The 23,257-nt window shown below is 70.7% G+C and carries 19 protein-coding genes and 1 pseudogene; 5 read left to right on the top strand and 15 right to left on the bottom strand.

The window, feature by feature from the left end; translation table 11 throughout:
- Positions 1–8: 8 nt before the first annotated feature.
- The 3 genes from ACWEOE_RS04415 to ACWEOE_RS04405 all read right to left on the bottom strand — a co-directional run bounded on the left by ACWEOE_RS04415 (position 9) and on the right by ACWEOE_RS04405 (position 3,012).
- The gene (locus ACWEOE_RS04415) at positions 9–1,148 is read right to left on the bottom strand and encodes an adenosylhomocysteinase (protein ID WP_452003804.1); all 1,140 of its coding nucleotides are present in this window, start codon (positions 1,146–1,148) and stop codon (positions 9–11) included.
- 146 nt (positions 1,149–1,294) lie between these two features.
- Positions 1,295–2,047: a GNAT family N-acetyltransferase gene (locus ACWEOE_RS04410; RefSeq protein ID WP_452003801.1), complete on the bottom strand. Its 753-nt coding sequence runs from the start codon at positions 2,045–2,047 to the stop codon at positions 1,295–1,297.
- Between the two features lie 236 nt (positions 2,048–2,283).
- Entirely contained in the window at positions 2,284–3,012 is a 729-nt protein-coding gene (locus ACWEOE_RS04405) for a DUF2786 domain-containing protein (RefSeq protein WP_452003798.1), read from the bottom strand.
- 130 nt (positions 3,013–3,142) lie between these two features.
- Between ACWEOE_RS04405 and ACWEOE_RS04400 the strand changes: the two genes are divergently transcribed.
- The gene (locus ACWEOE_RS04400) at positions 3,143–4,588 is read left to right on the top strand and encodes a phytoene desaturase family protein (protein ID WP_452003795.1); all 1,446 of its coding nucleotides are present in this window, start codon (positions 3,143–3,145) and stop codon (positions 4,586–4,588) included.
- 80 nt (positions 4,589–4,668) lie between these two features.
- Here ACWEOE_RS04400 and ACWEOE_RS04395 read toward each other — a convergent pair whose 3' ends face one another.
- The 3 genes from ACWEOE_RS04395 to ACWEOE_RS04385 all read right to left on the bottom strand — a co-directional run bounded on the left by ACWEOE_RS04395 (position 4,669) and on the right by ACWEOE_RS04385 (position 7,415).
- Positions 4,669–5,238, bottom strand: coding sequence for a TetR/AcrR family transcriptional regulator (locus tag ACWEOE_RS04395; protein WP_452003792.1), 570 nt, complete (start codon positions 5,236–5,238; stop codon positions 4,669–4,671).
- Positions 5,235–6,020: an SGNH/GDSL hydrolase family protein gene (locus ACWEOE_RS04390; RefSeq protein WP_452003790.1), complete on the bottom strand. Its 786-nt coding sequence runs from the start codon at positions 6,018–6,020 to the stop codon at positions 5,235–5,237. The genes ACWEOE_RS04395 and ACWEOE_RS04390 overlap by 4 nt, the downstream gene beginning before the upstream one ends.
- A gap of 276 nt (positions 6,021–6,296) precedes the next feature.
- Positions 6,297–7,415, bottom strand: coding sequence for a hypothetical protein (locus tag ACWEOE_RS04385; RefSeq protein WP_452003787.1), 1,119 nt, complete (start codon positions 7,413–7,415; stop codon positions 6,297–6,299).
- A 142-nt stretch (positions 7,416–7,557) separates the two neighbouring features.
- Here ACWEOE_RS04385 and ACWEOE_RS04380 point away from each other — a divergent pair, with 142 nt between their 5' ends.
- On the top strand, positions 7,558–8,253 hold the full coding sequence (locus tag ACWEOE_RS04380) for an MOSC domain-containing protein (protein WP_452003784.1): 696 nt from the start codon (positions 7,558–7,560) through the stop codon (positions 8,251–8,253).
- Positions 8,254–8,280: 27 nt separating this feature from the next.
- Here the strand turns inward: ACWEOE_RS04380 and ACWEOE_RS04375 are convergent, their stop codons facing one another.
- The 3 genes from ACWEOE_RS04375 to ACWEOE_RS04365 all read right to left on the bottom strand — a co-directional run bounded on the left by ACWEOE_RS04375 (position 8,281) and on the right by ACWEOE_RS04365 (position 13,256).
- Complete coding sequence (locus ACWEOE_RS04375) at positions 8,281–9,855, bottom strand: beta-N-acetylhexosaminidase (protein ID WP_452003781.1); 1,575 nt, start codon at positions 9,853–9,855, stop codon at positions 8,281–8,283.
- Positions 9,856–10,531: 676 nt separating this feature from the next.
- Positions 10,532–11,320, bottom strand: a complete 789-nt coding sequence (locus ACWEOE_RS04370) for an alpha/beta fold hydrolase (RefSeq protein ID WP_452003778.1) — start codon at positions 11,318–11,320, stop codon at positions 10,532–10,534.
- 61 nt (positions 11,321–11,381) lie between these two features.
- Positions 11,382–13,256: a propionyl-CoA synthetase gene (locus ACWEOE_RS04365; RefSeq protein ID WP_452003775.1), complete on the bottom strand. Its 1,875-nt coding sequence runs from the start codon at positions 13,254–13,256 to the stop codon at positions 11,382–11,384.
- A 193-nt stretch (positions 13,257–13,449) separates the two neighbouring features.
- On the opposite strand from ACWEOE_RS04365, the gene ACWEOE_RS04360 reads away from it, so the two are divergent.
- The gene (locus tag ACWEOE_RS04360) at positions 13,450–15,177 is read left to right on the top strand and encodes a serine/threonine-protein kinase (protein WP_452003772.1); all 1,728 of its coding nucleotides are present in this window, start codon (positions 13,450–13,452) and stop codon (positions 15,175–15,177) included.
- A gap of 242 nt (positions 15,178–15,419) precedes the next feature.
- On the opposite strand, the gene ACWEOE_RS04355 is transcribed toward ACWEOE_RS04360, so the two are convergent.
- Positions 15,420–16,988: a dolichyl-phosphate-mannose--protein mannosyltransferase gene (locus tag ACWEOE_RS04355; RefSeq protein WP_452003769.1), complete on the bottom strand. Its 1,569-nt coding sequence runs from the start codon at positions 16,986–16,988 to the stop codon at positions 15,420–15,422.
- Positions 16,989–17,042: 54 nt separating this feature from the next.
- Between ACWEOE_RS04355 and rsmI the strand changes: the two genes are divergently transcribed.
- The gene (gene rsmI / locus ACWEOE_RS04350) at positions 17,043–17,870 is read left to right on the top strand and encodes a 16S rRNA (cytidine(1402)-2'-O)-methyltransferase (protein ID WP_452003766.1); all 828 of its coding nucleotides are present in this window, start codon (positions 17,043–17,045) and stop codon (positions 17,868–17,870) included.
- Between the two features lie 35 nt (positions 17,871–17,905).
- On the opposite strand, the gene ACWEOE_RS04345 is transcribed toward rsmI, so the two are convergent.
- Positions 17,906–18,376, bottom strand: a complete 471-nt coding sequence (locus tag ACWEOE_RS04345) for a QsdR family transcriptional regulator (RefSeq protein WP_452004559.1) — start codon at positions 18,374–18,376, stop codon at positions 17,906–17,908.
- Positions 18,377–18,553: 177 nt separating this feature from the next.
- Here ACWEOE_RS04345 and ACWEOE_RS04340 point away from each other — a divergent pair.
- A pseudogene (locus ACWEOE_RS04340) lies at positions 18,554–19,508 on the top strand (quinone oxidoreductase family protein).
- Here the strand turns inward: ACWEOE_RS04340 and ACWEOE_RS04335 are convergent.
- The 4 genes from ACWEOE_RS04335 to ACWEOE_RS04320 all read right to left on the bottom strand — a co-directional run bounded on the left by ACWEOE_RS04335 (position 19,492) and on the right by ACWEOE_RS04320 (position 23,226).
- Positions 19,492–20,748: an aminodeoxychorismate synthase component I gene (locus ACWEOE_RS04335; protein ID WP_452003764.1), complete on the bottom strand. Its 1,257-nt coding sequence runs from the start codon at positions 20,746–20,748 to the stop codon at positions 19,492–19,494. The pseudogene ACWEOE_RS04340 and the gene ACWEOE_RS04335 overlap by 17 nt on opposite strands.
- Positions 20,749–20,783: 35 nt before the next feature.
- Positions 20,784–21,395, bottom strand: coding sequence for a GH25 family lysozyme (locus tag ACWEOE_RS04330; RefSeq protein WP_452003762.1), 612 nt, complete (start codon positions 21,393–21,395; stop codon positions 20,784–20,786).
- 84 nt (positions 21,396–21,479) lie between these two features.
- Positions 21,480–22,244 carry an ABC transporter permease gene (locus ACWEOE_RS04325; protein WP_452003759.1) on the bottom strand — a complete coding sequence of 255 codons (765 nt, stop codon included), beginning with the start codon at positions 22,242–22,244 and terminating at the stop codon, positions 21,480–21,482.
- A complete protein-coding gene (locus ACWEOE_RS04320) occupies positions 22,234–23,226 on the bottom strand; it encodes an ATP-binding cassette domain-containing protein (RefSeq protein WP_452003756.1) in 993 nt (330 codons plus the stop codon). The genes ACWEOE_RS04325 and ACWEOE_RS04320 overlap by 11 nt, the downstream gene beginning before the upstream one ends.
- Positions 23,227–23,257 lie beyond the last annotated feature (31 nt).

Here is a 23,257-nt window from a genome sequence, read left to right as displayed (position 1 = left end):
CGGCACAGCTACTTCAGCGCGGCCACCAGGTCGGTCGCGATGCGGTGCTCGACGTCCGCGGGCACGGGCTGCACCTCGTCGGCCAGCCCGCCGGCGGCGACGGCGGCCAGGCTGCGGACCTGCAACGTGAGGCCGAGGTCCATGGCCTGGATGGAGTTCCCGTCGGCGGCCGTCAGGTTGAGCATCCGGCCCTGGTCGAGGAGCACGATCTCGCGGCCGTCGTCGAGGACGTGGCCGGTGCGTCGCGACGGCGCGCCGTATTCGACCGTGTGGACGGTCCTCTCGGCGAGCGCCGCTTGGTCGATCTCCCACGCGAAGTGCCCGACGCCGGCGAGCACGGATCCGTCGCGCGGGGCCGCCAGCTCGGCCGCGCCCAGCACGTTCGGGCGGCCGGTGGCGGTGAACACCAGCTGCGCGCCGGCTACGACCTCGGTGACGGTGCCGACGCGGTGGCCGTTGAGGATCGCGCCCAGCGCCCGCATCGGGTCGACGTCGCACACCCCCACGCGTGCGCCGAGCCGGCTCAACGTGTCGGCGACGCCCTTGCCGCACGGTCCGTAGCCCAGCACCGCGGCGCGCACGCCGGGCACCATGAGGTTGGTGGCGTTGAGGAATCCCTGAACCACGCTCTGGCCGACACCGAACTCGTTCTCCACCAGGAGCTTCAGTCGGGAGTCGCTGATCACGATCACGGGTTTGCCGAGCTGTTGATGGGTTTCGCGCAGCCGGATTCCGCCGGTGGTGGTTTCTTCCGTGCCGCCGAGATAACCGGCCGGGGCATCGCGGCCGAGCAGGGCCAGGGTGAGGTCGCCGCCGTTGTCGAGTGTGAGGTTGGGTTCCACCTCCAGGACGCTGTCGATGTTGCGGGCGTGATCGGCTTCGCCGTCGGCGCGGCGGGTGAACACGGCGACGCCGAGCCGGCTCAACGCGTGGGCGACGTCGTCGTGCGTGGTTCTGGGCGACTCGGCGAGCCACACGTCGACGCCGGCGCGCACGAGCAGCGTGACGAGCGCTGCCGTCTTCGGCTCGACGTGCAGGCACATCGCCAGCCGTTTCCCGGCGAGCGCCGGGGTCAGTTCGGCGACCGCCTGCGCGGTCAGCGGCAGGTGACTGAGCGCCCAGGCCGTGGCGGGATGGGTTTCGGGCATGACTGTGTTCCGCTTTTCTCGGTTGTGAGTTCGGAAGGGGACGCGCCGGGCGTCAGCCGTAGAAGTCACACCGGTAGGAGTGGTTACCGAAGATCGGCGTCACGCGCTCCTGCCGGCCAGAACACATGCCGCCACGACAATCCAGGTCAGAGCGGGTGCTCCAGCCACACGTTCGGTTCCACGTACACGGCCAGGTTCTGCGCCGTGGAGCCGACGACGGGCGCGATCCCGCCGGGCACGGTGGTGAGGCCGTCGCCGGGCCGCACCCCGGTCCACTCCTCCCACTGGTCCAGCGTGCCGATCACGGTCATCGCGAACGGTGCGATCTTCACCAGCCGTGCGCCCAGCCGCTCGTGGTTGCGCAGCCACGGATCCACCGGCCGTCCCCGCTCGTCGCGACGGGCGACGTAGTCCACAATGGACTCGGCCGCGTGCTTGGCCTTGCCTGTCGGCCGCACCGGCGCCACCAGTCGCTCCAGCTTCGCCTGCCGAGCCCGGTTCTTCAGCTCCGTGAGCGCCCGCGCCGCGACTCCCTGTCCGCGCGCCCGCTGCGCGACGTGCACCTCCAGCGCCACGAGCGTTGTCGGCTCCCGCCCGTCCATCACGTCCTGCGCGGCCCACAGCAGCGCGCCGTCCCAGCCGTGGTCGGGCAGCTCCGGGCGTTCCTCGGTGGGGTACGCCACGGGGATCGCCGCCGCGCGTGCCACCGGCACGTCGTCTTCGAGCAACACCAGGAAGAACTCCGGCCACCGCGCCGCGAGCCGCGCGGACGCCGCGAGGTCGCCGACGACGTCGTGCGCCAGGAACTCCCCGCCGACCACGCCCAGTTCCAACGCGGGCCTCCGGAGGTCGGGGCGCGTCGCGAGATCCTCGACACGGACAGCGCGCTCGTCGCTCATGCCGGGCCCGCGCTGTGGCACCGATCGGTGGGGTGTGACCGGCTCACCGGCCCCAGCCTGCCGGCAACCGGCTCCGCGCTCCCGGCTGTCTCGTCACTCACGACCGCATGCCCGTCTGCCGCCGGAAGCCGAAGGCGCTCCGGACGAGGGCGAAGGCAGTGGGCGATGTTCATGACACGCAGCGTAACGCCCGGATGCTCGGAACAGTCCCGGTTCTGTTCCGGTCCGGACCTTCTTCACCGCACCGGCAACGCCTGCCTCTTCCGGGCCAGGGCCGCCGGGTCGAGCGTGGCGCGCGTGCCGGCCTGATGGCCCTCGCGGTACCCCGACCCCGACAGCCGTCGCGGCGCTGCGGCGCGCAAGTCACCGTATTCGCGGTCGAAGGCGCTCTGCACGAGGGTGTTCCGGTCACGCACCACCAGCTCCGCCGACGGGCCACCCGCCCCCGCGTACTCGCGTGCCGCCGTGGTTTCGGCGCGCACCAGGCGGTCGTGGACCGCGCGCGCGAAGCCGTGCAGCCACGTGCGGCGGTACGCGGCGAGGGATTCGCGGAACACGCGTTCGTCGGGCCGCACCCGCGTGAGCTGGGTGCTCGCCTGCAGCAACAGGCTCGTGAACAGCAGCTCCACCCGGCCGAGGTCGGACTTGAAGCCGAACACCGTGACCGCCTCCACGCCCTGGCCCACGCGATGCAGCAACGTGCGACAGCGCAACGGGTACGCGATGTTCGTGAGCAGGCTCGCCTTGTCGCGGCTGTACGGGTTCTCGATGGGGATCTTCAGCACGGTGATGTCGTCCGAGCCCCGCCCGGTGGCGGCGAGCATCGCGTTGTCGATGCCGTACCGGGCGACCAGCTCGGCCGCCTTCGTGTTGTACAGCTCGGCTTCTTCCGCGGTCACCGCCGGGTCTTCGGCCTTGGCGAGCAGCTTGCGGATGCGCTCGAGCTGCGTGTCGTGGGCGGGCATGATCCCCCTCTCCTGGTGGGCCGGGCCCGGGCGGGCCGGCGTGGGGTCCACGGTAGGCGCGGGGTACGACAATATTCGATCAGGTGTTCGGACGCGTGGCAGGGTGCCCGCGTGTCGCTACGATCCGTGAGTGGAGTCGCCCGCAGACGTCGTCGTTGTCGGCTCCGGGCCCAACGGCCTGGCCGCCGCCGTGCTGCTGGCCCGCGCCGGTCTCGCGGTCGACCTGCACGAGGCGGCGCCGGAGCCGGGCGGCGGCGCGCGTTCGGCGCGGCTGTTCGACGCCGACGTGGTCCACGACATCTGCTCGGCCGTGCACCCGATGGCCGTCGCGTCGCGGTTCTTCCGGGGGTTCGACCTGGCCGCGCACGGCGTCGAGCTGAGCGCATCCGACGTCGCGTACGGACATCCCGTGGACGAGCGCCGCACCGGCCTCGCGTACGCGGACCTCGAACGCACCTGCGCACGCCTCGGCGCCGACGGCGGGCGCTGGCGAAGCCTGATGGCGCCGCTGGTCGAGCGCACCACGGAACTCACCGACCTGCTGCTCGGGGATCTCCGAACGCCACCCCGTCCGGCTCTGGCCGCCCTGCTCGCACCGCGGATCCTCGCGCTCGGCACCGGCGTCGACGAGGTCCTGTTCCGCGGACCCGAGGCCCCGGCGTTGCTCGCGGGCGTCGCGGCGCACCCGATGGGCCGGCTGCCGTCGCTCGCCGCCGGCGGCACCGCCGTACTGCTCGGCCACCTCGCCCACGCGGGCGGCTGGCCCGTTCCCCGCGGTGGCACGCAGGTGCTCACCGACGCGCTCGTCGCCGACTTCCGCGCGCACGGCGGTCGCGTCCACGTGAACAGCCGCGTCACCGATCTGCGCGAATTCGCGAAAACCCGCGCAGTGCTGCTCGACCTCAGCCCGCGCGGCCTGCTCGACCTGGCCGGTCCCTTCGCGCCCTCGGGTTACCGGCGCGCGCTCGAAAGGGTGCGCTATGGGCCGGGCGCGGCGAAGGTCGATTTCCTCGTGTCGGAGCCGGTCCCGTGGCGTGAGCCGGAGCTGGCGAGGGCCGTGACCGTCCACATCGGAGGGACAGCCGCGCAGGTCCGCGCCGGCGAGAACACCGTGGCCGGCGGGCGGCGTGCCGAGGAACCGTACGTGCTGCTCGTCCAGCCCATGGCCGCCGACCCCTCGCGCGGGTTGCCGCACAAACAACCGATCTGGGCTTACGCCCACGTACCCAACGGCGATCCGCTTGACGCCACCGACGTCGTGCGCCGGCGCATCGAGCGCTTCGCCCCGGGGTTCAGCGACACGGTCCTGGCGGCGCGCGGGATTCCGGCGTCGGAACTCGAGAACTACAACGCCAACTACGTCGGTGGTGACATCTCCGGCGCCGCTGTGACGCTGCGGCAGCTGGTTGCGCGGCCGGTCGTGCGCTGGAACCCGCACACGACTCCGTTGAGCGGGGTTTACCTTTGTTCCAGCGCCACGCCGCCGGGGCCGGGTGTCCATGGCATGGCCGGGTTGCATGCCGCGAAAGCGGTGCTGCGCAAGGAGTTCGGTCTCGCGCTGCCCGCCGGGTGGTGATCAGGCGCGCGGCCGCAGGGCGCCGGTCTCCTGTGGCGCGACCACGGCGGGGAGGCCCCGCAGCTGCTCGCCGCCGAGCGTCAACCCAGATACGCGTCGAGCGTCACCGCGAGGGCCGATTCCGGTGAGGGTGCGAAGCTCGCCCCCGCCAGGCCGCCCCACAACCACAGCTGGGCCAGCCCGTGCAGCGCGGCCCACAGTGAAGCGGCGACGAGCCGGGAGTCCGTGCCGGGTTTCACACGGTCGTCGTGGGCGGCTTCGCGGTCGAGGCGCACGAGGTCGGCGAAGTAGTCGAAGACGGCGCTGCTCGCGGCCACGAGCCCGGGTTCGGCCGGATCGATGAGGTCGCGGCGGAACATCAGCTCGAACATCGCGGGGTTGGCCAGGGCGAAGGCGACGTACGCGTGGCAGGCGGCCGTCACGCGCTCGCGCGGGTTGCCTTCGGGCAGCTTCGCGCCGCGTTCGAGCAGCTGCGCGAAACCGAGCGTCGCGACGGCCGACAGCAGTTCGGCGCGGCCGGAGAAGTGCCGCAGGGGCGCGCCGTGGGAGACGCCGGCGGCCTTCGCGATGCCCCGCAGCGTGACGGCGTCCACGCCTTCGTCGGCGAGCAGGGCTTCCGCGGTGGTGATCAGCCGCTGGCGGGCGCTCACAGCTGCGCTTCGGAGAAGGCGACGGGCAACAGTTCGGGGCGCTTGGGGAAGAAGCCGTCGCCGGGCGAGCGGCCGACGAGGCGGTTGTGCAGCCGCGTGACGGCGACCGGCACGACCTCCTGCCAGAACCACTGCAGGTCGGCGCGCAGGCTGGGGCGCGCGGGAACGCCGACGAGCGGCTGGAGCCAGCCGTCGTCGTGGCCGATGCCGAGGCGGTCGAGCACGTGGCCGGCCACGCGCAGGTGACCCGGTTCCGACAGGTGCAGCCGGTCGGGGCCGAAGTAGCGCGAATCGTGGGCGGCGTGGTCGGGCCAGAGGTCCACGAGCTTGGCGCCGTAACTCACGGAGGCCTCGCGGATGGCGTCGTTGAGGGCCGTCACGCGCGGGCGCATGCGGGCGCTGAAGGGCATGCGGTGGGCGACGTCGCTGAGGGTGAACGTGACCACCGTCGGCGCGATGTGCGTGCACCGGCGGATCGCGGCGTCGACCCGGCGCGCGACGGTGCGGGCGTTCCAGCCGCCGCTCATCACGTCGTTGCCCCCGCCGAACAGGGCGATCAGGTCGGGCTCGTGCCGCTCCGCGGCGGGCAGCTGCTCGACGATGATCTGGTCGAGGCGCCGTCCGCGCACCGCGAGGTTCGCGTAGCGGAACCCCGGCTCGTCCTGCGCGAGGCGGCCCGCGACGAAATCGGCCCACCCCCGGTACTGACTGCGGTCGGGGTACGGATCATCGAGCCCCTCGGCACAACTGTCACCGACGGCGACGAACTTCTGGAACCCCATGTCGATCTCCGTAACCCCTGGTTCATCTTGTAGACACTGTCTATCAAACTGGGGTAGACGGTGTCTACGTGGGGTTCACTTCATCTTGTCCAGTGCGACTGAAGCGGGTCGGTGTCCGGACCTGGTTGTCGGTGGTGGTGACGGTGTCCGCGGCGCCGACCGGTGCAAGCTGCGCTGGTGGCGCCGGCAGCTCGCGGGTATCCAATCGGGTTGGTATGTCTGAGCCGGCCGCAAGCGCACTGCCTCGGGCGCCATGATTCCCGCCACCCACCGTGCTCACGCCGTCAAGCGACCCACCACGTCGGCGATCAAGGCGAGCCGGTCGCGCTGAGGTTGGATGAGGTTTTCCAGCCGTGCGCTCGCGCTGTCCCGGATGGCGAGGGGATCGGGGTTGTCGTCGTCGACGGGGCCGAGGTGCCATTCCTCGATGGCGTCGATCCCCAGCTCGACACTCAGCTCCTTCCGCAGCTCGCTCAGCTCACCACTGCTGTACGTGAGCTCGGCGCCGACGGTCGCCAGCTCGCGTGCGTGGCGGTCCTCCCAGTTCGCCACGATGGGTCTCGCGTGGTCGTGGGCGTCGAGCAGGCGCTTGACCGCGGCTTCCCAGCCGTGGGGTGGGTCGTCGAGGTCCGACCAGGCTTGGTCGATGCGGGCGAAGGCCTCGGCGACCTCCGGCCACGCGGCCGCGGCGGCGAGCAGCACCGGCGTGGCCTCTCGCCGGTAGACCGCCTTCGCCCAGAGCGTGCGGGCCACGTCGAACTCGTCGCAGATCAGGCGCCAGCGCTCGTCGTCGGCGTCGCCGCGCTCGGGCCGGGCCGGCTCCGGCTCGTCGCCGGTGAAGTCGGCGAAGTGGAACTTCACGCGGTCGACGGGCTGCCCACCGGCTGTCATCACGGTGGCCTTGACGAACTTGCCGTGGTGCGCGATCGGGGAGTCGTCGCCCGCTTCGGCCAGCACGATCTCCTTCGGCTGCCGGGCTTCCCACGCGGCCTTCTCCGCCCGCACGGCTTCCAGTGCCTCCTCGGCCTCACGGGCGTGGCGCGCAGCCAGGTCCTCGGGACTCGGCGGGGCCAGCTCGGCCATCAGCGCGGTGATCTCGGGCGGCAGCCCGACGTGGCGCGTCCCGTCCGGGTGGAGGTACCAACCCTCGACGTCCGGCTCGAAGGCGCTGCGGCGGTTGTGGACGAGCACGCTCGTCAGAGCGGGCGCGTGCTGCTGCCACGCGGCGTGGCACCGCGCAGCCTCGTCGGGGTCGGTGAAGCAGCAGTGCGCGACGTTCCGCTCGTCGGCCCCCGGCTCGAAGGCGTCGTCGCGGACGCGCACCGAGGAGTACGGGCCGTAAGGCGTCAACGCCGAAACGTCGTCGCGGTCGCGGCGCCGGGGCCACAGTCTCATCGTCGGAACCCTCCCTGCCTGCGTGCACTGTGCTCCAGACCACACCCGAGAGCCGGTTGAATCAAGATCAATCGGTTCGTGTCGCTGCCTCGTTGACCTCGTTCTCCCGATTGCAGTAGCCAGGTCCGGTAGCTTCGGAAAGGTGACCACACTCGAACTCGCCGGGGTTTTCGTCGGCCGGCCCGCCGTGCTGGGGCACCGGCGTGACCAGCCCGTGCTCAGCGCGATCGTGAAGGGCCGGGCGGCCGCGCCCGAGCTGGAGCTCACGCCGCTGAACCTCGACGGCGACGAGCAGGCCGACCTGAGCGTGCACGGCGGTGTCGACAAAGCGGTCTGCGTCGCCTCCGCCGACCACTACCCGGCGTGGGTCGAGGAGGGGCTGGACATCGGGCCGGGCGCGTTCGGGGAGAACATCGCGGTGAGCGGCGCCGATGAGGCGACGGTGCGGATCGGCGACGTCTGGGAGTGGGGTGACGTGCGGCTGGAGGTCTCGCAGCCCCGGTCGCCGTGTTTCAAGATCGCGATGCGCACGGGGCGCAAGGACATCGTGGCCGTGATCGTCGATTCCGCGCGCTGCGGCTGGTACCTCCGGGTGCTGCGGCCGGGTCGCGTGCCGACGTCCGGCGCGGTGAAGGTGGTCCGCTCCGATCCGGCCGCGCCGACGATCGAGGAACTGCACAACCTCGCGTACGCGAACTTCGCGCAGCTCGAGCCAGCTGTCGCCGACAAGGCCGTGCAACGCGTCGAGCAAGTTCTGGAGCTGCCGGCGCTGTCGCCGTCGTATGCGCGCGGACTGCGATCCTCCGTCGAACGCCGGCGGCTCCGCCGAGCGGGCTGACGGACCCCGAAGGGCCCGCCAACCGGCTCACTTCCAGTCGACCTGCGGGGAGCGGTAGAAGTCGATCCCCTGCGCCACCCAGCGCGGCGCCTGCTTCGCCAGCCGGACGCGGTAGGAGTCCCAGTCGCGCGCCGACTGCGGCGACCAGCCGATCTCCGCCATGCCCGGCAGGCGCGGGAACGCCATGTACTCGATGTCGTCGTTCGTGCGGATGGTCTCCGTCCACAGTGGAGCTTCGATGCCGGAAACGTTGCTCTCGCCGACGCCCGGCACGAGCGTGGCCGGATCCCAGTCGTAGGCGTCCTTGACCTCCACGAGGCCGGCCCAGTCCTGGCCCAGCGGCGTGTCCTCGGTGTACTTCATGTCGAGGTAGGCGTGGTTCGACGGCGCCATCAGCACCTTGCCACCGCGCGCGGCGAACGCGGCGACGTCGGCGTTCGCGCCACCCTGGTCCCAGTACTCCGGCACGGCCGTGGCGGGCAGGTCCGTCTTCGCGATCTCGTGCCAGCCGGTGATGAGCTTGCCGTACTTCGCGACGATCGGGTTCACCTTGGCGTAGAAGGTTTTGTAGTCGGCGTCGGACGTCGAGTGGGCTTCGTCGCCGCCGATGCCGAGGTACTTGCCGGGCGTGATGGCGGCGAGCTCGCGGATCACGTCCTCCACGAACTCGTACGTCGTCGGCGAGCCGATGCACAGCGAGCTGTAGCCGACCTCGGTGTCGGTGCGCGGCGGGACCGCGACGCCGTCGCAGTTGAGCTCCGCGTACACCGACTGGGCCGCGTTCGTGTGACCCGGCATGTCGATCTCCGGCACGACCGTGATGTGCCGTGACGCCGCGTAGGCGACGAGGTCCTTGTACTGCGCCTGCGTGTAGTAGCCGCCGGGGTCGCCGTCCGCGGCGCCCTTGCCGCCCTCGGTGGCCAGGCGCGGCCAGCTCTTGATCTCGATGCGCCAGCCCTGGTCGTCGGCCAGGTGCAGGTGCAGCGTGTTGATCTTGTACTGCGCCAGCTGGTCGATGTACGTCTTCACCTGCGCCGGCGTGAAGAAGTGCCGGGCGACGTCGAGCATCGCGCTGCGCGTGGCGAAGCGCGGGTAGTCGAGCACGGTCCCACCGGCGATCGTCCACGTGCGCAACTGCACGCGCTTCGCCTCGATCGCCGAGGGCAGCAGCTGCCGCAACGACTGCACGCCCTCGAACAGGCCGTCGGTGGTGTTGGCCTTCAACGTCACGCCTGACTTCGCCACGGACAGCTGGTAGCCCTCCGTGCCCACGCGCTGGTCGGCGTGGCCGAGGTCCAGTGAGATCGCGGGCAGCCCGGCGTTGATCGGCACGACGGGCAGCGGGTACCCGGTCGCGGGACGCAGCAGTCCCCGCAGGTAGTCGGCCACCTGGCTCGTGCCCTTGCCCGCGCGGATCACGGTCAGCGGCGACAGCGTGAAGTTCGCCTTCGGGTCGGCCTTGGCCTGCACCGGCACCGGCACGATGTCGGTGACGCTTCGCTCAGGCCCCGCGGGCGCGGCCGTCGCCGCTCCCGGCAGCCCCAGTGCCGCGAGACTAAGCACGGTCGCCCCCAGCACGGCTCTGGACAAGCTCTTCCTCACGGAACCACCTCCGGTCGGGGAGAAGACGGACCCTAAGAGGTATAGACCACGCCTCCGACACGGACAACAGCCGAAAGACTGCCGTTCAAGATCAGCCGGGCCAGGCGACGTCGTCGATCGCCAGCCAAGGAGCCACCGCCACAGCTCCTGGCGTCAGGCCCGAGAAGCAGCGAAGCCGTCGACGCGAACCGGGCGTCCCACGACGGGGCAACCCGCAGCTGGTCCTCCCAACGGGCGGCGTCGCGGCCGAGGACGGCGTCGAGCGGGAACGCGCCGGCCAGGTCAGGCCCGAGGACCGCGGTCGCCAGGGCGGGCTCGAGCCGGATCTGCAGGCATTCGCCGATACGGCCGGTCGCGCGCAGCTCACCGGGACACAGCCCGGCGACGACACTGCCCCGCCCGCGCACGCCGAACGCGGAGTAGCCAGACCATCGCTCAGATCAATGAGCACCGTGACGGCCGGGTGCGCCACCATCGCGATGTCGACGGGCGCGGGCACTGGCTGCCGGAACCCCGCCATGCGGATGCCCGGCAGCCTTTGCGAAGGAACGGCGACGTCGACGCTCGCCCAATCGAAGGGCACTTGACCAGCCTACTGCGCCGATCGTTACCAATCCGACCACAGTCACGGCCGAATGACTTCGTAGCAACGGTTACGTGCCGCGAGGGGGTCGGCCTACCTTTGGTCGGATTGGTAAGTGAACGCGAGCAGCAGCTCGGCCGTTTTCGCCGGCTCCTCCACGAGCGGCACGTGCCCGACGCCCGCCAGGTACTCGACGCGCGCCACCCCCGCGTAGTCCCGCGCCGACGCCGGGTCCCAGCGCGGGTCGGCGTCACCGAAGACCACGAGCACCGGCGGGTCGAGCCCGGCGAGCCGCGTCGGCAGGTCACGAGCGGCGAGGTAGGCGCCGTTGTGCCGCAAGACCTGGCGGAACGCGCGATACGTGGTGTCGCGCAGCTCCGTGACCATCTCGTCCGGGATGGCGGCCGGACGAGCCATCGTGGCCCCGATCCCACGGCGGATCACCGCGTCCGAACGGCGCGGCCACAGCAGCGGCCCGAACGGCGGCGCCGGCAGCAGCCGCAGGATCAGCGGTTGCGGCAGGAGCGCGTCGAGCCGCGGGCCGGTGCTGATCAACGCCATCGAGCCCACCAGGTCGGGCCGCTGCTCGGCGAGCGCGGTGGCGACGTACCCGCCGCTCGAATGCCCCGCCGCCACGACGGACGCGAGCCCCAGCTCGTCGAGCAGCGCCGCCAGCCGATCCGCCTGCCGCGGCACGGCGAACGACGGTGGTGCCGTCGAGCGCCCGCACCCGGGCAGGTCGACGCGGATGAGGTGGTGACGTTCGGCGAGCGTCGGCACCAGCTCGCTCCAGGAGCCGCCCGTGGCTCCGGAGCCGTGGGTGAGCAGCAGCGGCGGCGCGTCGGCCGGGCCGTCGTGGACCACGTGCAGGTAGTCGGTCATGCGCACGACGATGCGCCCGGGTACCGCCGTCCGTCTTGGAAAAATGTCAGCGTTGACTCGTTCAGCGTTGCAGCACTGCCCGCAGCGCGTCGAGCACGCCCGGGTCCTCGATGGTCGAGGGCACCGGCTCGTCGCGCCCACTGGCGATGCCCCGCATGGTCTTGCGGAGGATCTTGCCCGAACGCGTCTTCGGCAGCGCCTCGACCACGGCCACGTCGCGGAACGCCGCCACCGGCCCGACGTCGTGGCGCACCACCGCCACTAGCTCGTCGCGCAGCTGTCCCTCGTCGACGTCCACGCCGGCCTTCAGCACCACGAACCCGCGCGGCACCTGCCCCTTGAGCTCGTCGGCGACCCCGATCACCGCGCACTCCGCCACGGCCGGGTGGGAGGCCAGCGCCGCCTCCATCGACCCGGTGGACAGGCGGTGGCCGGCCACGTTGATCACGTCGTCGGTGCGGCCCATCACGAACAGGTAGCCGTCTTCGTCGAAGTAACCGGAGTCGCCGGTGAGGTAGTAACCGGGGTAGCGCGTCAGGTAGGCCTCGCGGTAGCGCTCGTCGTCGCCCCACAGCGTGAGCAGCGAGCCCGGCGGCAGCGGCAGCTTGACCACGATCGCGCCCTCGCGGCCCGCGGGCAGCTCGTCGCCCGCCTGGTCGAGCACGCGCACGTCCCAGCCCGGCACGGGTTTCGTCGCCGACCCGGGTTTCACCGGCATCGGCTCGAGCCCGCGCGGGTTGGCGGCGATGGCCCAGCCGGTCTCGGTCTGCCACCAGTGGTCGATCACGGGCGTGCCGAGCACCTCGCCGGCCCAGCGGTGGGTCTCGGGGTCGAGGCGTTCGCCGGCCATGAACAACGTGCGGAACTTCGCCAGGTCGTACTTCTTCAGCTCCGCGGCGCCCGGATCGATTTTCTTCACCGCGCGCAACGCCGTGGGCGCCGTGAACAGCGCCTCCACGCTGTGTTCGGCGATCACGCGCCAGAACGCGCCGGCGTCGGGCGTGCCGACCGGTTTGCCCTCGTAGAGCACGGTGGTCGCCCCGATCAGCAGCGGCGCGTAAACGATGTAGGAGTGCCCGACGACCCACCCGACGTCGGACGCCGTCCACCAGGTGTCACCCGCGTGCACGTCGTAGACCGCGCCCATCGACCAGGCCAGCGCGACGGCGTGGCCACCGGCGTCGCGCACCACGCCCTTCGGTTTCCCGGTCGTGCCGGACGTGTAGAGGATGTAGAGCGGGTCCGTCGCCTTCACCGGCACCGGGTCGGCCGCCCGCGCGGTCTCGACGAGGTCCACCCAGTCCAGATCCGTGCCCGACAGCTCCGCCGGCGCCTGGTCGCGCTGGAAGACCACGACGTGGTCGGGCTGGTGCGCGGTCAGCGCCAGCGCCGCGTCGATGATCGGCTTGTACTCCACCACCCGCGCCGGCTCGATCCCGCACGACGCGGCCAGCACCAGCTTGGGCTTCGCGTCCTCGATGCGCGCCGCGAGCTCCTTCGGCGCGAACCCGCCGAACACCACCGAATGCACCGCCCCGATCCGCGCACACGCGAGCATGGCCACCACGGCCTCGGGGATCATCGGCAGGTACAGGACCACGCGGTCGCCGTATCCCACGCCGAGCGCCTTGAGCGCCCCCGCGAACGTCGCCACCTCGTCGCGCAGCTCGCCGTAGGTGTACCGCCGCTTCTGCCCCGTGACCGGCGAGTCCCAGATCAACGCGAGCTGCCCGCCGCGGCCGCCGTCGGCGTGGCGGTCGAGGGCGTTGTAGGAGGTGTTCAGCTCGCCGTCGGGGAACCAGCGGTAGAAGGGCGCCCGATCGGCGTCCAGGGCTTTGGTCGGGGGCTTCGTCCAGTCGATCGCCCGGGCGGCCTCGAGCCAGAACCCCTCGGGATCGTCCAGGCTGCGCCGGTAGGTCTCGGAGTAAGCGCCCACGGTGTCTCCCTCGACAGTGACGTTCGCGATCCGTCCTCATGATGGCCCCGGTAAGGGTGTCGTGCAGGTTTCGCGACGGTCACGACCCACCTACCCGGCAACCCCGGGAAGGCGGCGTGCGTCCTAAGCTGGACCACGGGGTTCGGCCGCGTGGCGGTACCAACTGACCACCGAGAGTGAGGGGAACCAGGCGGTGAGCGGATTCGCGAGCGCGCTGCTCTCGTTCGCCCACACCCTGTTCGGCCCGGGGTTCTGCCCGGGTGACTGGGTCTGGGCGACGACCACAGCCGGTGCGCTCGTCGCGCTGTTCCCCGCGCTGGGGGCGCTGGTGGTGGCCATCGTCCGCAAGGGCACGGGCAACCGCTACGACGCGACGACGCTCACCGTGTTCGGGTTGATCGGCGTGGTCACCGTGCTGGTGCTGCCGTGGCTGCTGTCCAACGGCATCTCCGAGACGTTCCGCGCGATCAACTCGGGTGGCACCGGCGGGCTGTCCGCGGCTTCGCGGGCGTCGCTGAGCACCGACTACTGCTTCGCCGGCGTGCAGAAGACGTACCTCGGCGGTGGCCCGAACGTCTACGAAGCGCTCTTCTACAACGGCAAGCTCAAGGTGTCGTTCGGCATCTACCTGCTCGCGTTCACGGTGTTGCCGGCGGGTTCGCTGCTGTTCGTGATGCTGCAGGCGCGCACGGCGTTCCGGCGCGGTCCGAAGTGGCCTTCGCGGTTCTTCTGGATCCCGTTCGTGGTGATGGCGGTGGCGAGCATCGGGATGACGGCCAACGTCGCCCTGCACTTCTGGCTCGGGTTCCTGCCGTTCAGCGTGCTGGGGCTGATTCCCGTGGGCCTGGTCGGGCCGCCACCGTGGTCGGTGATCAACCGGCCGGAGCCGCGCCGCGACGTGCCGCCGCCGGCGCCCGATCGTCCTGTTTCGCAGGTCGCGCCGCGGCCGAAGTTGCCGCCGCCGCCTCCGCCGCCCGTGAACAAGCCGTATCCGGCCACGGCGCTCGCGTCGGCGCCGGAGCCCGGGTTGCTGGCCGCCGCGCCCGGCCCGGTTCCGCCGCCGCCCGGTTCGCGCGGTGCCGGTGGCAGTCGGTACCGCCGCGTCCGCCGGTTGGGCCACGGTGGGTTCGGCACGGTGTGGGAGGCCGTCGACACGCAGCTCAATCGCACTGTCGCGCTGAAGATCGCGCACGCGCCCGACCGTGACACCGAGGAACGCATGCAGCGCGAGGCCCGCGCGCTGGCCGCGGTGAACCACCCGAACTGCGTGAAGGTGTACGACCTGGTGGAGGAACCCGACGGCCTCGCGCTCGTCATGGAGTACCTCGAAGGCCGCCCGCTCGCCGAGGTCGTCGACGGCCAGGGCCCGCTCGACGACGTCGCCGCCGGCCGCCTGTGGTCCACGATGGCGGGCGCGCTCGTCGCGGCCCACGAGAAGGGCGTGCTGCACCGCGACATCAAGCCGTCCAACATCGTGCTCGACCCGGCCGGCCTGGCGCACCTCATCGACTTCGGCATCGCCCGCAGTCAGGGCGACTCGAAGATGACGGCCACCGGCATGATGATCGGCACGCCCGACTTCGTCGCCCCGGAACAGGCCATGGGCGCCCAGGCCAGTCCGGCGTCCGACGCGTGGCAGCTGGCCGCCACGATCAGCTACGCCCTGAGCGGCCAGCCCCCGCGCGGCACCCGCGAGACGCCGATGGCCGCGTTGATGGCCGCCGCGCGCGCGGAACCCGTCTCGCGCCTCCCGACGCGCTCCGCGCACGCGCGGATCCTGAGTGCGTCACTGGACCCCGAGCCACGCCGCCGCCCGACGCTGAACGCGGTGCGCCGTGAGGTGGAGGGCTGGCTGTCGCGTGCGGGTAAGTCCCCGGACGGCCCGGTCACGCAGATCGTGCCTCGGCGGCTGCACCGCTGATATCCGCTTGCCGGGTGCGGCAGGATGTGCGGCATGACTCTTCGAAAGGGCTGTGGCGCGTAGACCGCTCGCCGTCGTGCGCGCGGGGTGCTCGTTCGGCCTCGCCCGGATCGCTCGTTCTCACGCGTCTCGGGGCTGCCCCCATGGGCCCTGGCCGACGTCCACCGCGTCGAGGCCATCGCTTTGGTGCCCCGGCGCCGTCGCACGGGCGGGACCGTCGCGGGCCTACTTCACCGCCACGGTCACCGCCAAGAAGGCAGCCACATCTCGGCGTTCCACTGCGCCGTCGTGATCGGCACGCCGTTGAGGATCGGCCACAGCCACACGAAGTTGGCCACCACGAGTCCCGTGTAGAGGGCGACGACGAGCAGACCGGTGCCCCGCCGCTCGAACCCGCGCCGCGCGCTGCCCAGGATCTGGCCCAGCACCAGCACGAGGCCGAGCACCAGGAACGCGGCCATGGGCGTGGCGTAGAAGAAGTACATCTGCCGGTCGATGTTCGTGAACCACGGCAGCAGCCCGGCGAAGTACCCCACCAGCACGGCGGCATAGCGCCAGTCCGCGCGGAAGAACCAGCGCCACAGGCCCCAGCCGAGCATGGGCAGCGCGAGCCACCACATCGCGGGCGTGCCGATCAGCATCGTCGCGCCGACGCAGCGCGACTCGCCGCAGCCGGTCACGGCGCCGTCGTAGTAGTAGAGCATCGGGCGCAGGCCCATCGGCCACGTCCACGGCTTCGACTCCCACGGGTGCGGGTTGTCCTTGGGTGTCAGCAGCGTTTCGTGGAAGTGCAAGACGTTCAGCGTGTAGTCGCCGAGCGAACGCAACGCGGGCGGCACCCAGGCGAACAGCCCGGGATCGATGTCCTTGATCTCGGTGTAGTGGCGGTCGGTGGCCGTCTCGCTCGCGAACCACGCCCAGAACGCCGCCAAGTACATCAGCAGCGGGATCAGCAGGATCGCCCACAGCGCCGGCGCGACGTCGCGTCGGATCGTGCCCACCCACGGCCGCTCGACGCCCGCCGCCCGCCGCGCCGCGACGTCGAAGAACACCGTGAGCAGCCCGAACGCCGCGATGTAGTACAGCGCCGACCACTTCACACCGAAGGTCAGCCCGATCATCACGCCGGCGGCGAAGCGCCACCAGCGGAACCCGAGCTTGGGCCCCCAGACGGACTCGTTCACCCAGCCCTCACGCACGGCTGTCGCGAGCCGTCGGCGCACCTGGTCCCGGTCGCACAGCACACACGCGAACGCGGCGAGGACGAAGAGAGCGATGAAGATGTCCAGCATCCCCATCCGCGACTGCAGGTGCAGCACGCCGTCGCTGATCACCAGCACACCCGCGATGCCGCCGAGCAACGTCGAGCGCGTGAGCCGCCGCGCGATGCGGATCGTCAGCAGGATGATCAACGTGCCCGCGAGCGCCGGCATGATGCGCCAGCCCCAGCCGTTGTAGCCGAAGAGCCACTCGCCGACCGCGATGAAGTCCTTCGCCAGCGGCGGGTGCACGATCAGCTCGTAGCCGGCGTTGTCCTCGTACCCGCCGTTGCGCAGCATCTGCGCCGCCTGGGGCACGTAGTGCTTTTCGTCGAACACCGGCGTGCCGTGGTCGGTGGGCACCCCGAGGTTCTGCAGGCGGACGACGCCGCCGATCACCGTGAGGATCAGCGTGACGAGCCAGCCGCGCAGACGGTCGGTCGGCATGCCGCGGCCCAGCAGCGTGGCCTCGCGGTCGGTCGGCGGACGCAGGGCGTCGACCGGGTCCGGCCGCACGCTCTCGTCGTCGGGACGGGTCAGCAGCGCGGTCACGGAGCCTGATACTACGGCCCCGGGTGTGATGGGCGTGTCGTTAGGCTGGCGGGCATGGGACGTCTCGTGCTCGCAGCCACCCCCCTCGGCGACCCGGGTGACGCCTCGCCGCGCCTGACCGCCGCCCTGGCCTCGGCGGACGTCATCGCCGCCGAGGACACCCGCCGTCTGCGGTCGCTCGCTGCTTCGCTGGGCGTCACGCTGACTGGGCGCGTTGTGTCCTTTTACGAGGACGTCGAGGTTTCCCGCCTGCCGCGGTTGCTGGAAGCCTTGCGCGCGGGCGAAACGGTGGTTTTGGTCACGGATGCCGGAATGCCGTCGGTGTCGGATCCGGGCTTCCGTCTCGTGTCGGCGTGTGTTGCGGAAGATCTTCCGGTGACCTGCCTGCCCGGCCCGTCGGCCGTCACGACGGCGCTGGCTTTGTCCGGTTTGCCGTGTGATCGGTTTTGTTTCGAGGGCTTCGCGCCGCGTAAGCCGGGGGAGCGTTCTCGGTGGTTTGCTGCGTTGTCGTCGGAGCCCCGGACGGCGGTGTTTTTCGAGTCGCCCCATCGTCTGGGCTCGCTGCTGGCGGATGCCACTGCGGCCCTCGGTGCTTCCCGTCGGGCGGCCGTGTGCCGTGAGCTGACGAAGACGTACGAAGAGGTCAAGCGGGGGACCTTGGGTTCGCTGGCTGCGTGGGCGGCGGAGGGGGTGCGCGGCGAGATCACCGTGGTGCTGGAGGGGGCTGCTCCGGCGGCGGTGTCGGTTTTGGACTTGGTGTCGGAGGTGTCCGCCCGGGTGGCTGCGGGGGAGCGGTTGAAGGCGGTTTCTTCGGAGGTGGCGGAGGCGGCGGGGGTGTCTAAAAAGGACCTTTATGACGCTGTGGTCGCTTCTCGGAAGTGAGCGCGATCGTGGCAGTCGAGGAAGGACCGGCCCGATCAGCTCAACAGTGCTGACACGGCGGCATGAGCCTTCGCGGCGTCGGGTTCCTCACCCGTGATCACGTCGGTGTAGATGAACGATTCGCCCAGGCGGACGAGGACGTAGGCGAGGTCCGGGGCGGGCAGCGGGGCGATCAGCCGGCCCGCGGAGATTTCCGTCGTCAGTAGGTCCGTCAGCTGGGCGATGGTGCGCGACTGGACCACACTCGCCTTCGTCGTCAGCAGCCGCAGCGCCCGCTCGGGTTCCCGCTGCAGAAAGGTCCGGAAGGCCACAGACCCGTTCACCAGAGAGACGAACGAGCCGATCGCATCCGCCACCCCTGCAGCGCCGCGGCCGGTGAAGGTGACGTTGGCGAAGGCCGCGGAAGTCTCGGACCACAGGATTTCCGCCAGCAGGTGATCGCGGCTGCCGAGCCAACGGTGGAGGGTGGCACGGGAGACGCCCAGCGCGCCGGCGAGTTCGCGCATGTCCACGCGGCGGCCCTCGAGGAACCACGCGCGCGCCAGGGCGAAGGCGGCTGCGGGGTCCGGACGGGAGGCAAAAGGCGTGTCGATGTGTGAGACGTTACCACGGAGTGTCGCAGGAGTGAGACATCCGGCAGGATGTCTCACAACCCAAGCGAACGAAGAGGTGGCGAAACCCAGATGCGTGCTGTGCAGGTGACCGAGTTCGGCGGGCCCGAGGTGCTCAACCTCGTCGAGTTGCCGGAGCCCACGCCCCGAACCGACGAGATCCTGATCGACGTCGACCGCATCGGGGTGAACTACGCGGACACGCATCAGGCGGAGAATTCGTACCTCGCGCCGAGCGAGTTGCCGCTCGTGCCCGGGGGTGAGGTGGTGGGGAAAACTGCCGCAGGCCAGCGCAAGGTGGCGCTCATCAACAGCGGTGGGTACGCCGAGAAGGCCGTCGCGAACAAGCACATGGCGTTTGACGTGCCCGACGGCGTCGATGACCTCCACGCGCTCTCGATGCTGGTGCAGGGGACGACCGCCTGGGTGCTGCTGAAGAAGAACGCCCACCTCGAAGCCGGCGAGTCCGTGGTGGTCCACGCGGCGGCCGGGGGTGTCGGGACGATCGCGGTGCAGCTGGCCAAGGCGTGGGGCGCGGGCCGCGTGATCGCGACCGCCAGCAGCGAAGAAAAGCGGAACCTCGCGAAAGAACTGGGCGCCGACGCGACAGTCGACTCGAACGCCGAGGACATGACGGAAACCCTCATCGAGGCCAACGGTGGCAAGCGCCTCGACGTCATCCTCGACATGGTGGGTGGCACCGACCGATCAGAGCATCGCGGCGCTGGCGCCGTTCGGGCGGCTCGCGTTCTACGGGATGGCCGGCCGGAAGCAGCCGAAGGCCCTGGAACTCAGGAATCTGCTCGCGCACAGCACGACCGTCACCGGGATGTGGCTGCCGCACGTCTTTCGCCTGCCTGGCAACGTGTTCGGGACCGCGTTGAACGACCTGTTCACCCTCATCCAGAGCGGCAAGCTCAAAGCCATCGCCGGCGGCGAGTACGCCCTCGGGGACGCCCGGAAAGCCCACGAAGCCCTCCGCTCGCGAGGCACGGTCGGCAAGCTCCTGCTCAACCCCCGCGGCTAACAGGTGTGGCCAGGAGTGTCTCCAGAGGCGCGGCCTTGTGGAGGCACTCCTGCCACTCCGCGGCGCTGTCCGAATCCGCCGTGATGCCGCCGCCGACGCCCAGGGCGATCCGGCCGGAAGAGATCTCGAACGTCCGAATCGCCACGTTCAGCTCCAGGCCGGCCACCGGTGACAGCAATCCCACGGCGCCCGTGTAAACCCCGCGCGCGAACGGTTCCAGAGCAGCGATCTCCGCAAGCGCCCGGATCTTCGGGGCGCCCGTCACCGAACCCGGCGGGAAAGTTGCGTCCAACAATGCAGAATCCGTCACGCCCGGAGCAAGCACGCCCTCCACAGTGGACGCCAGATGCCACACCCCCGGCGCCGGCATGACGGACAACAGCGAAGTCGCCTCGACGCTCCCCACCGCGCAAACCCGGCCCAGGTCATTGCGCACCAGGTCCGTGATCATCACGTTCTCGGCGACGTCCTTCACGGACCGCCGCAACAACGCAGCGTTCCCGTCATCAGAAGGATCCCGTCGGGGCAACGTGCCCTTGATCGGCGTCGACCGCACGCGCCGGCCGTGCCGGGACAGGAACAGCTCCGGCGACAGCGAAACCACCGAACCCCAGGGCCCGGCGAGAAAAGCCGCGCGGGCAGGGGAAAGCCGGGAAACACCCTCCGAAAACAGAGCCGCCGGAGAACCCGAAAAAGTTCCCGTGAACCGCGTGCACACATTCGCCTGGAAAAGCTCCCCGGCCTCGATCGCGGCGACGCAGGACTTCACAGCCTGCTCGTGCGAAGCCGCAGGAGGCCGCGACAAAGGAGAAGCACGCCAAGACAACGAAGCAGACCCGCTCAACGCTTGCTCCACAGTGGACAACATCGGCCCAGGGTCGTCCGCCAACGACTCGAACCAGCACGAGCCGGAAGAATCCCACCTCAGCACGTGATCCGCCCACCCCCAAGCGGAATCGGGAACCCCGGAAGACCGCCCTGATGGATCCGCCGAGTCATACGACAGGTACCCGAACCACCCACCCCCGACGCAGCCGGCCGGAGCAGCAACAGCCCCACCAGAAGGAAACGGCCCCGAAGACACCGACACGAACGGCGCCACCACCGCCGCCGAGCCGAACCACGATCCGCTCAACGCCGCCGGCTGCGGCAACCCCCGCGCGGCGGCGAAAGCCGACAGCAACACCACGGCACGTGAAGGCGTCACGTCCGTCGTCAACCGCTGCCGGGAGAAGCGCATGCGGCACATCTTGCCAAGCGACCCGGGCGAAAAACTCAGAGCAGTACGTCTGACATCGTGAATGGATAGACCACAGCATCCTGCGCAACCGGTCCCGCCACTCCGGGTAGCGCCGAAAACGCGTGCTGGTGCAACCCCAGCCGCGCGTGGAACCAGCCGGGACGGCCGGGGATGCCGTTGTGGCGCACGAGCCACAACACCACGTCGGGGTCGGCCCAGCGGTCCGGGTGGAGCCGGTGGGCCCAGCAGTCGTGGGCGGCGTACACGAGCACACGCCGGATCCGCGCCGCGTGGCGCACGTGCTTGATCCAGGACTTCACGAACCGGTCGTCGACACTCTGAGCGTCCACCTCGAGAGCGGGCGCGAGTGAGCCCGGCGCGAAGGCCCCGAGCTTGCTGGCCGTCCGCACGAAGTGGTCGGCCTGGTCGTGCACGGCGCCTGGCCGTGCGAAGTGCCGGGCGCCGGTGTGCAGGCCCGCGTGCTGAGCGGACGCGAGCATGCGTTCGGCTCCCGGGTCACGCCAGTTCACGTTCTCGCTGATGGTCACCGACGCGAAGCGGACGTCGGCGGCACGCACCGCCGCCCAGTCGAGCACCTGCTCGCGATGGGTGAGCGTGAGCCCACGCTCGCTTTCCGGTTCGGTCACGCTGCGCCAGCCCCACGTCCGGTGAAGTGAAAGGCCACCCTACGTCGCCGACCAGCGACAACGGGGAACACGAGACCCGGCGTGTCAGGCGTTTTCCCGCTGGAACGTCCGCGTGCCCCACCAGATCGCCAGCACGGCCATCACCAGCACCACCACGCTGCCCGTGAACAGCGCGTCCATCGAGAAGTCGCCGCGGAAGCTGTTGCGCTCCACGTCCACCACGTGCCGGAACGGGTTGATCTGCGAAATCGTGTACAGCCACTTCGGCGCGAGCCCCGCCGTGATCGGGATGAGGATCCCGGACAGCAACAGCAGCGGCATGAGCACCGCGTTGAGCAGGGCCGGGAACGATTCCTCGCTCTTCAGCGTGAGGGCCAGCGCGTACGAGCACGAAGCGAGCGTCAGCGCGAGCAGGAACACGATCAGCAGGCTCAGCAGCACCCCGCCGACCGGCGCGTCGAGGTCGAACACGAGGTACGCCAGCACGATGATCAGCACCGACTGCACCACAGCCTGCAACGCATTGGCCAGCACTTTCCCGAGCAGCAGCGCCGCGCGGCTCACCGGCGTCACGCGCAGGCGCTCGACCACGCCCGAGCGGTAGTCGGCCAGCAGGGAGAAGCCGACGAACGAGCTGCCGAACAGCGCGAGCTGCGCGATGAGCGCGGGCGTGAGCACCATCCAGCCGTCGACGTCGGACATGCCCTGCGCGTTGAGCGTCTTCACCAGCAGCGGTCCGAAGAAGAAGAGGTACAGCAGCGGCTGCATGATCCCGATCAGCAGCCACGCCGGGTTGCGCAGCGCCGCGGTCATGTCGCGGCGGAAGATCAGCCAGGTGTCAAGCAGCACCGGACACCTCCGGGGAGCTCGGCTGCTCGGCGTCCCGCAGGGTGCGGCCGGTCAGGGTGAGGAACACGTCGTCGAGGGTCGGGCGCGTGACCTGCATGGACGTCATGGCGATGCCCTTCGCGTCGAGTGCGCGCAGCAGCTCCGGCATGGCCGTGTCGCCGCGGGGCACGCGGAAGCGGATCGAGCCGTCGGTCACGTCGAACTCGTGCGCGCCCGGGAGCTGCCGTGCGACGTCCGCGGCCTCCGTGGTCAGCGACGGGTCCACGCCGATCACCACGCCGTCGCCGGACACCCGGGACTTCAGCGAATCCGGCGTGCCCTCGGCGACGATGCGGCCGTCGTCGATCACGATCAGCCGGTCGGCCAGTGCGTCGGCCTCGTCGAGGTAGTGCGTGGTCAGGAAGATGGTCACGCCGTGTTCGGCGCGCAGCCGCCGGATGTGGTCCCACAGGTTGGCGCGGCTCTGCGGGTCGAGGCCGGTCGACGGTTCGTCGAGGAACACCAGCCCCGGGTTGTGGATGAGCCCGAGCACGATGTCGAGCCGCCGCCGCTGGCCCCCGGACAGCGTTTTGGTGAGCCGCCCGCCCAGCCCGGCGAGGTCGAGCTGCTCGCTCAGCACCTCGCCGCGCGCGATCGCGCCGGCCTTCGACATGCCATACAGCCGCCCCTGCAGCTCTATCTCCTCGGCGACCCGCACCTCCGGCGACGCGCCCCCGCCCTGCGCGACGTACCCGATGTTGCGCCGCACCCCCAGCGGGTCGGTGAGCAGGTCGTGTCCGCCGACGGTCGCCGTGCCGGCCGACGGTTTCAGCAGCGTGGTGAGCATGCGCAGGGTCGTGGTCTTGCCCGCGCCGTTCGGCCCGAGGAACCCCACCAGCTCACCGGCCGCCACGTCGAGGTCGACCCCCTTGACGGCGTGGACCTCACCCCCGCCCCGGCCCTTGCGGCGGAACCGCCGCTCGAGACCCCGTGCCGTGATCATGAAGACCCTCTCCTCCCCGAGTTCGACCCGC

The organism is Amycolatopsis sp. NPDC004368 (assembly GCF_053602515.1).
Note: the sequence above shows the minus strand (reverse complement) of the source record. Positions and strands in the feature narration are given on the sequence as shown.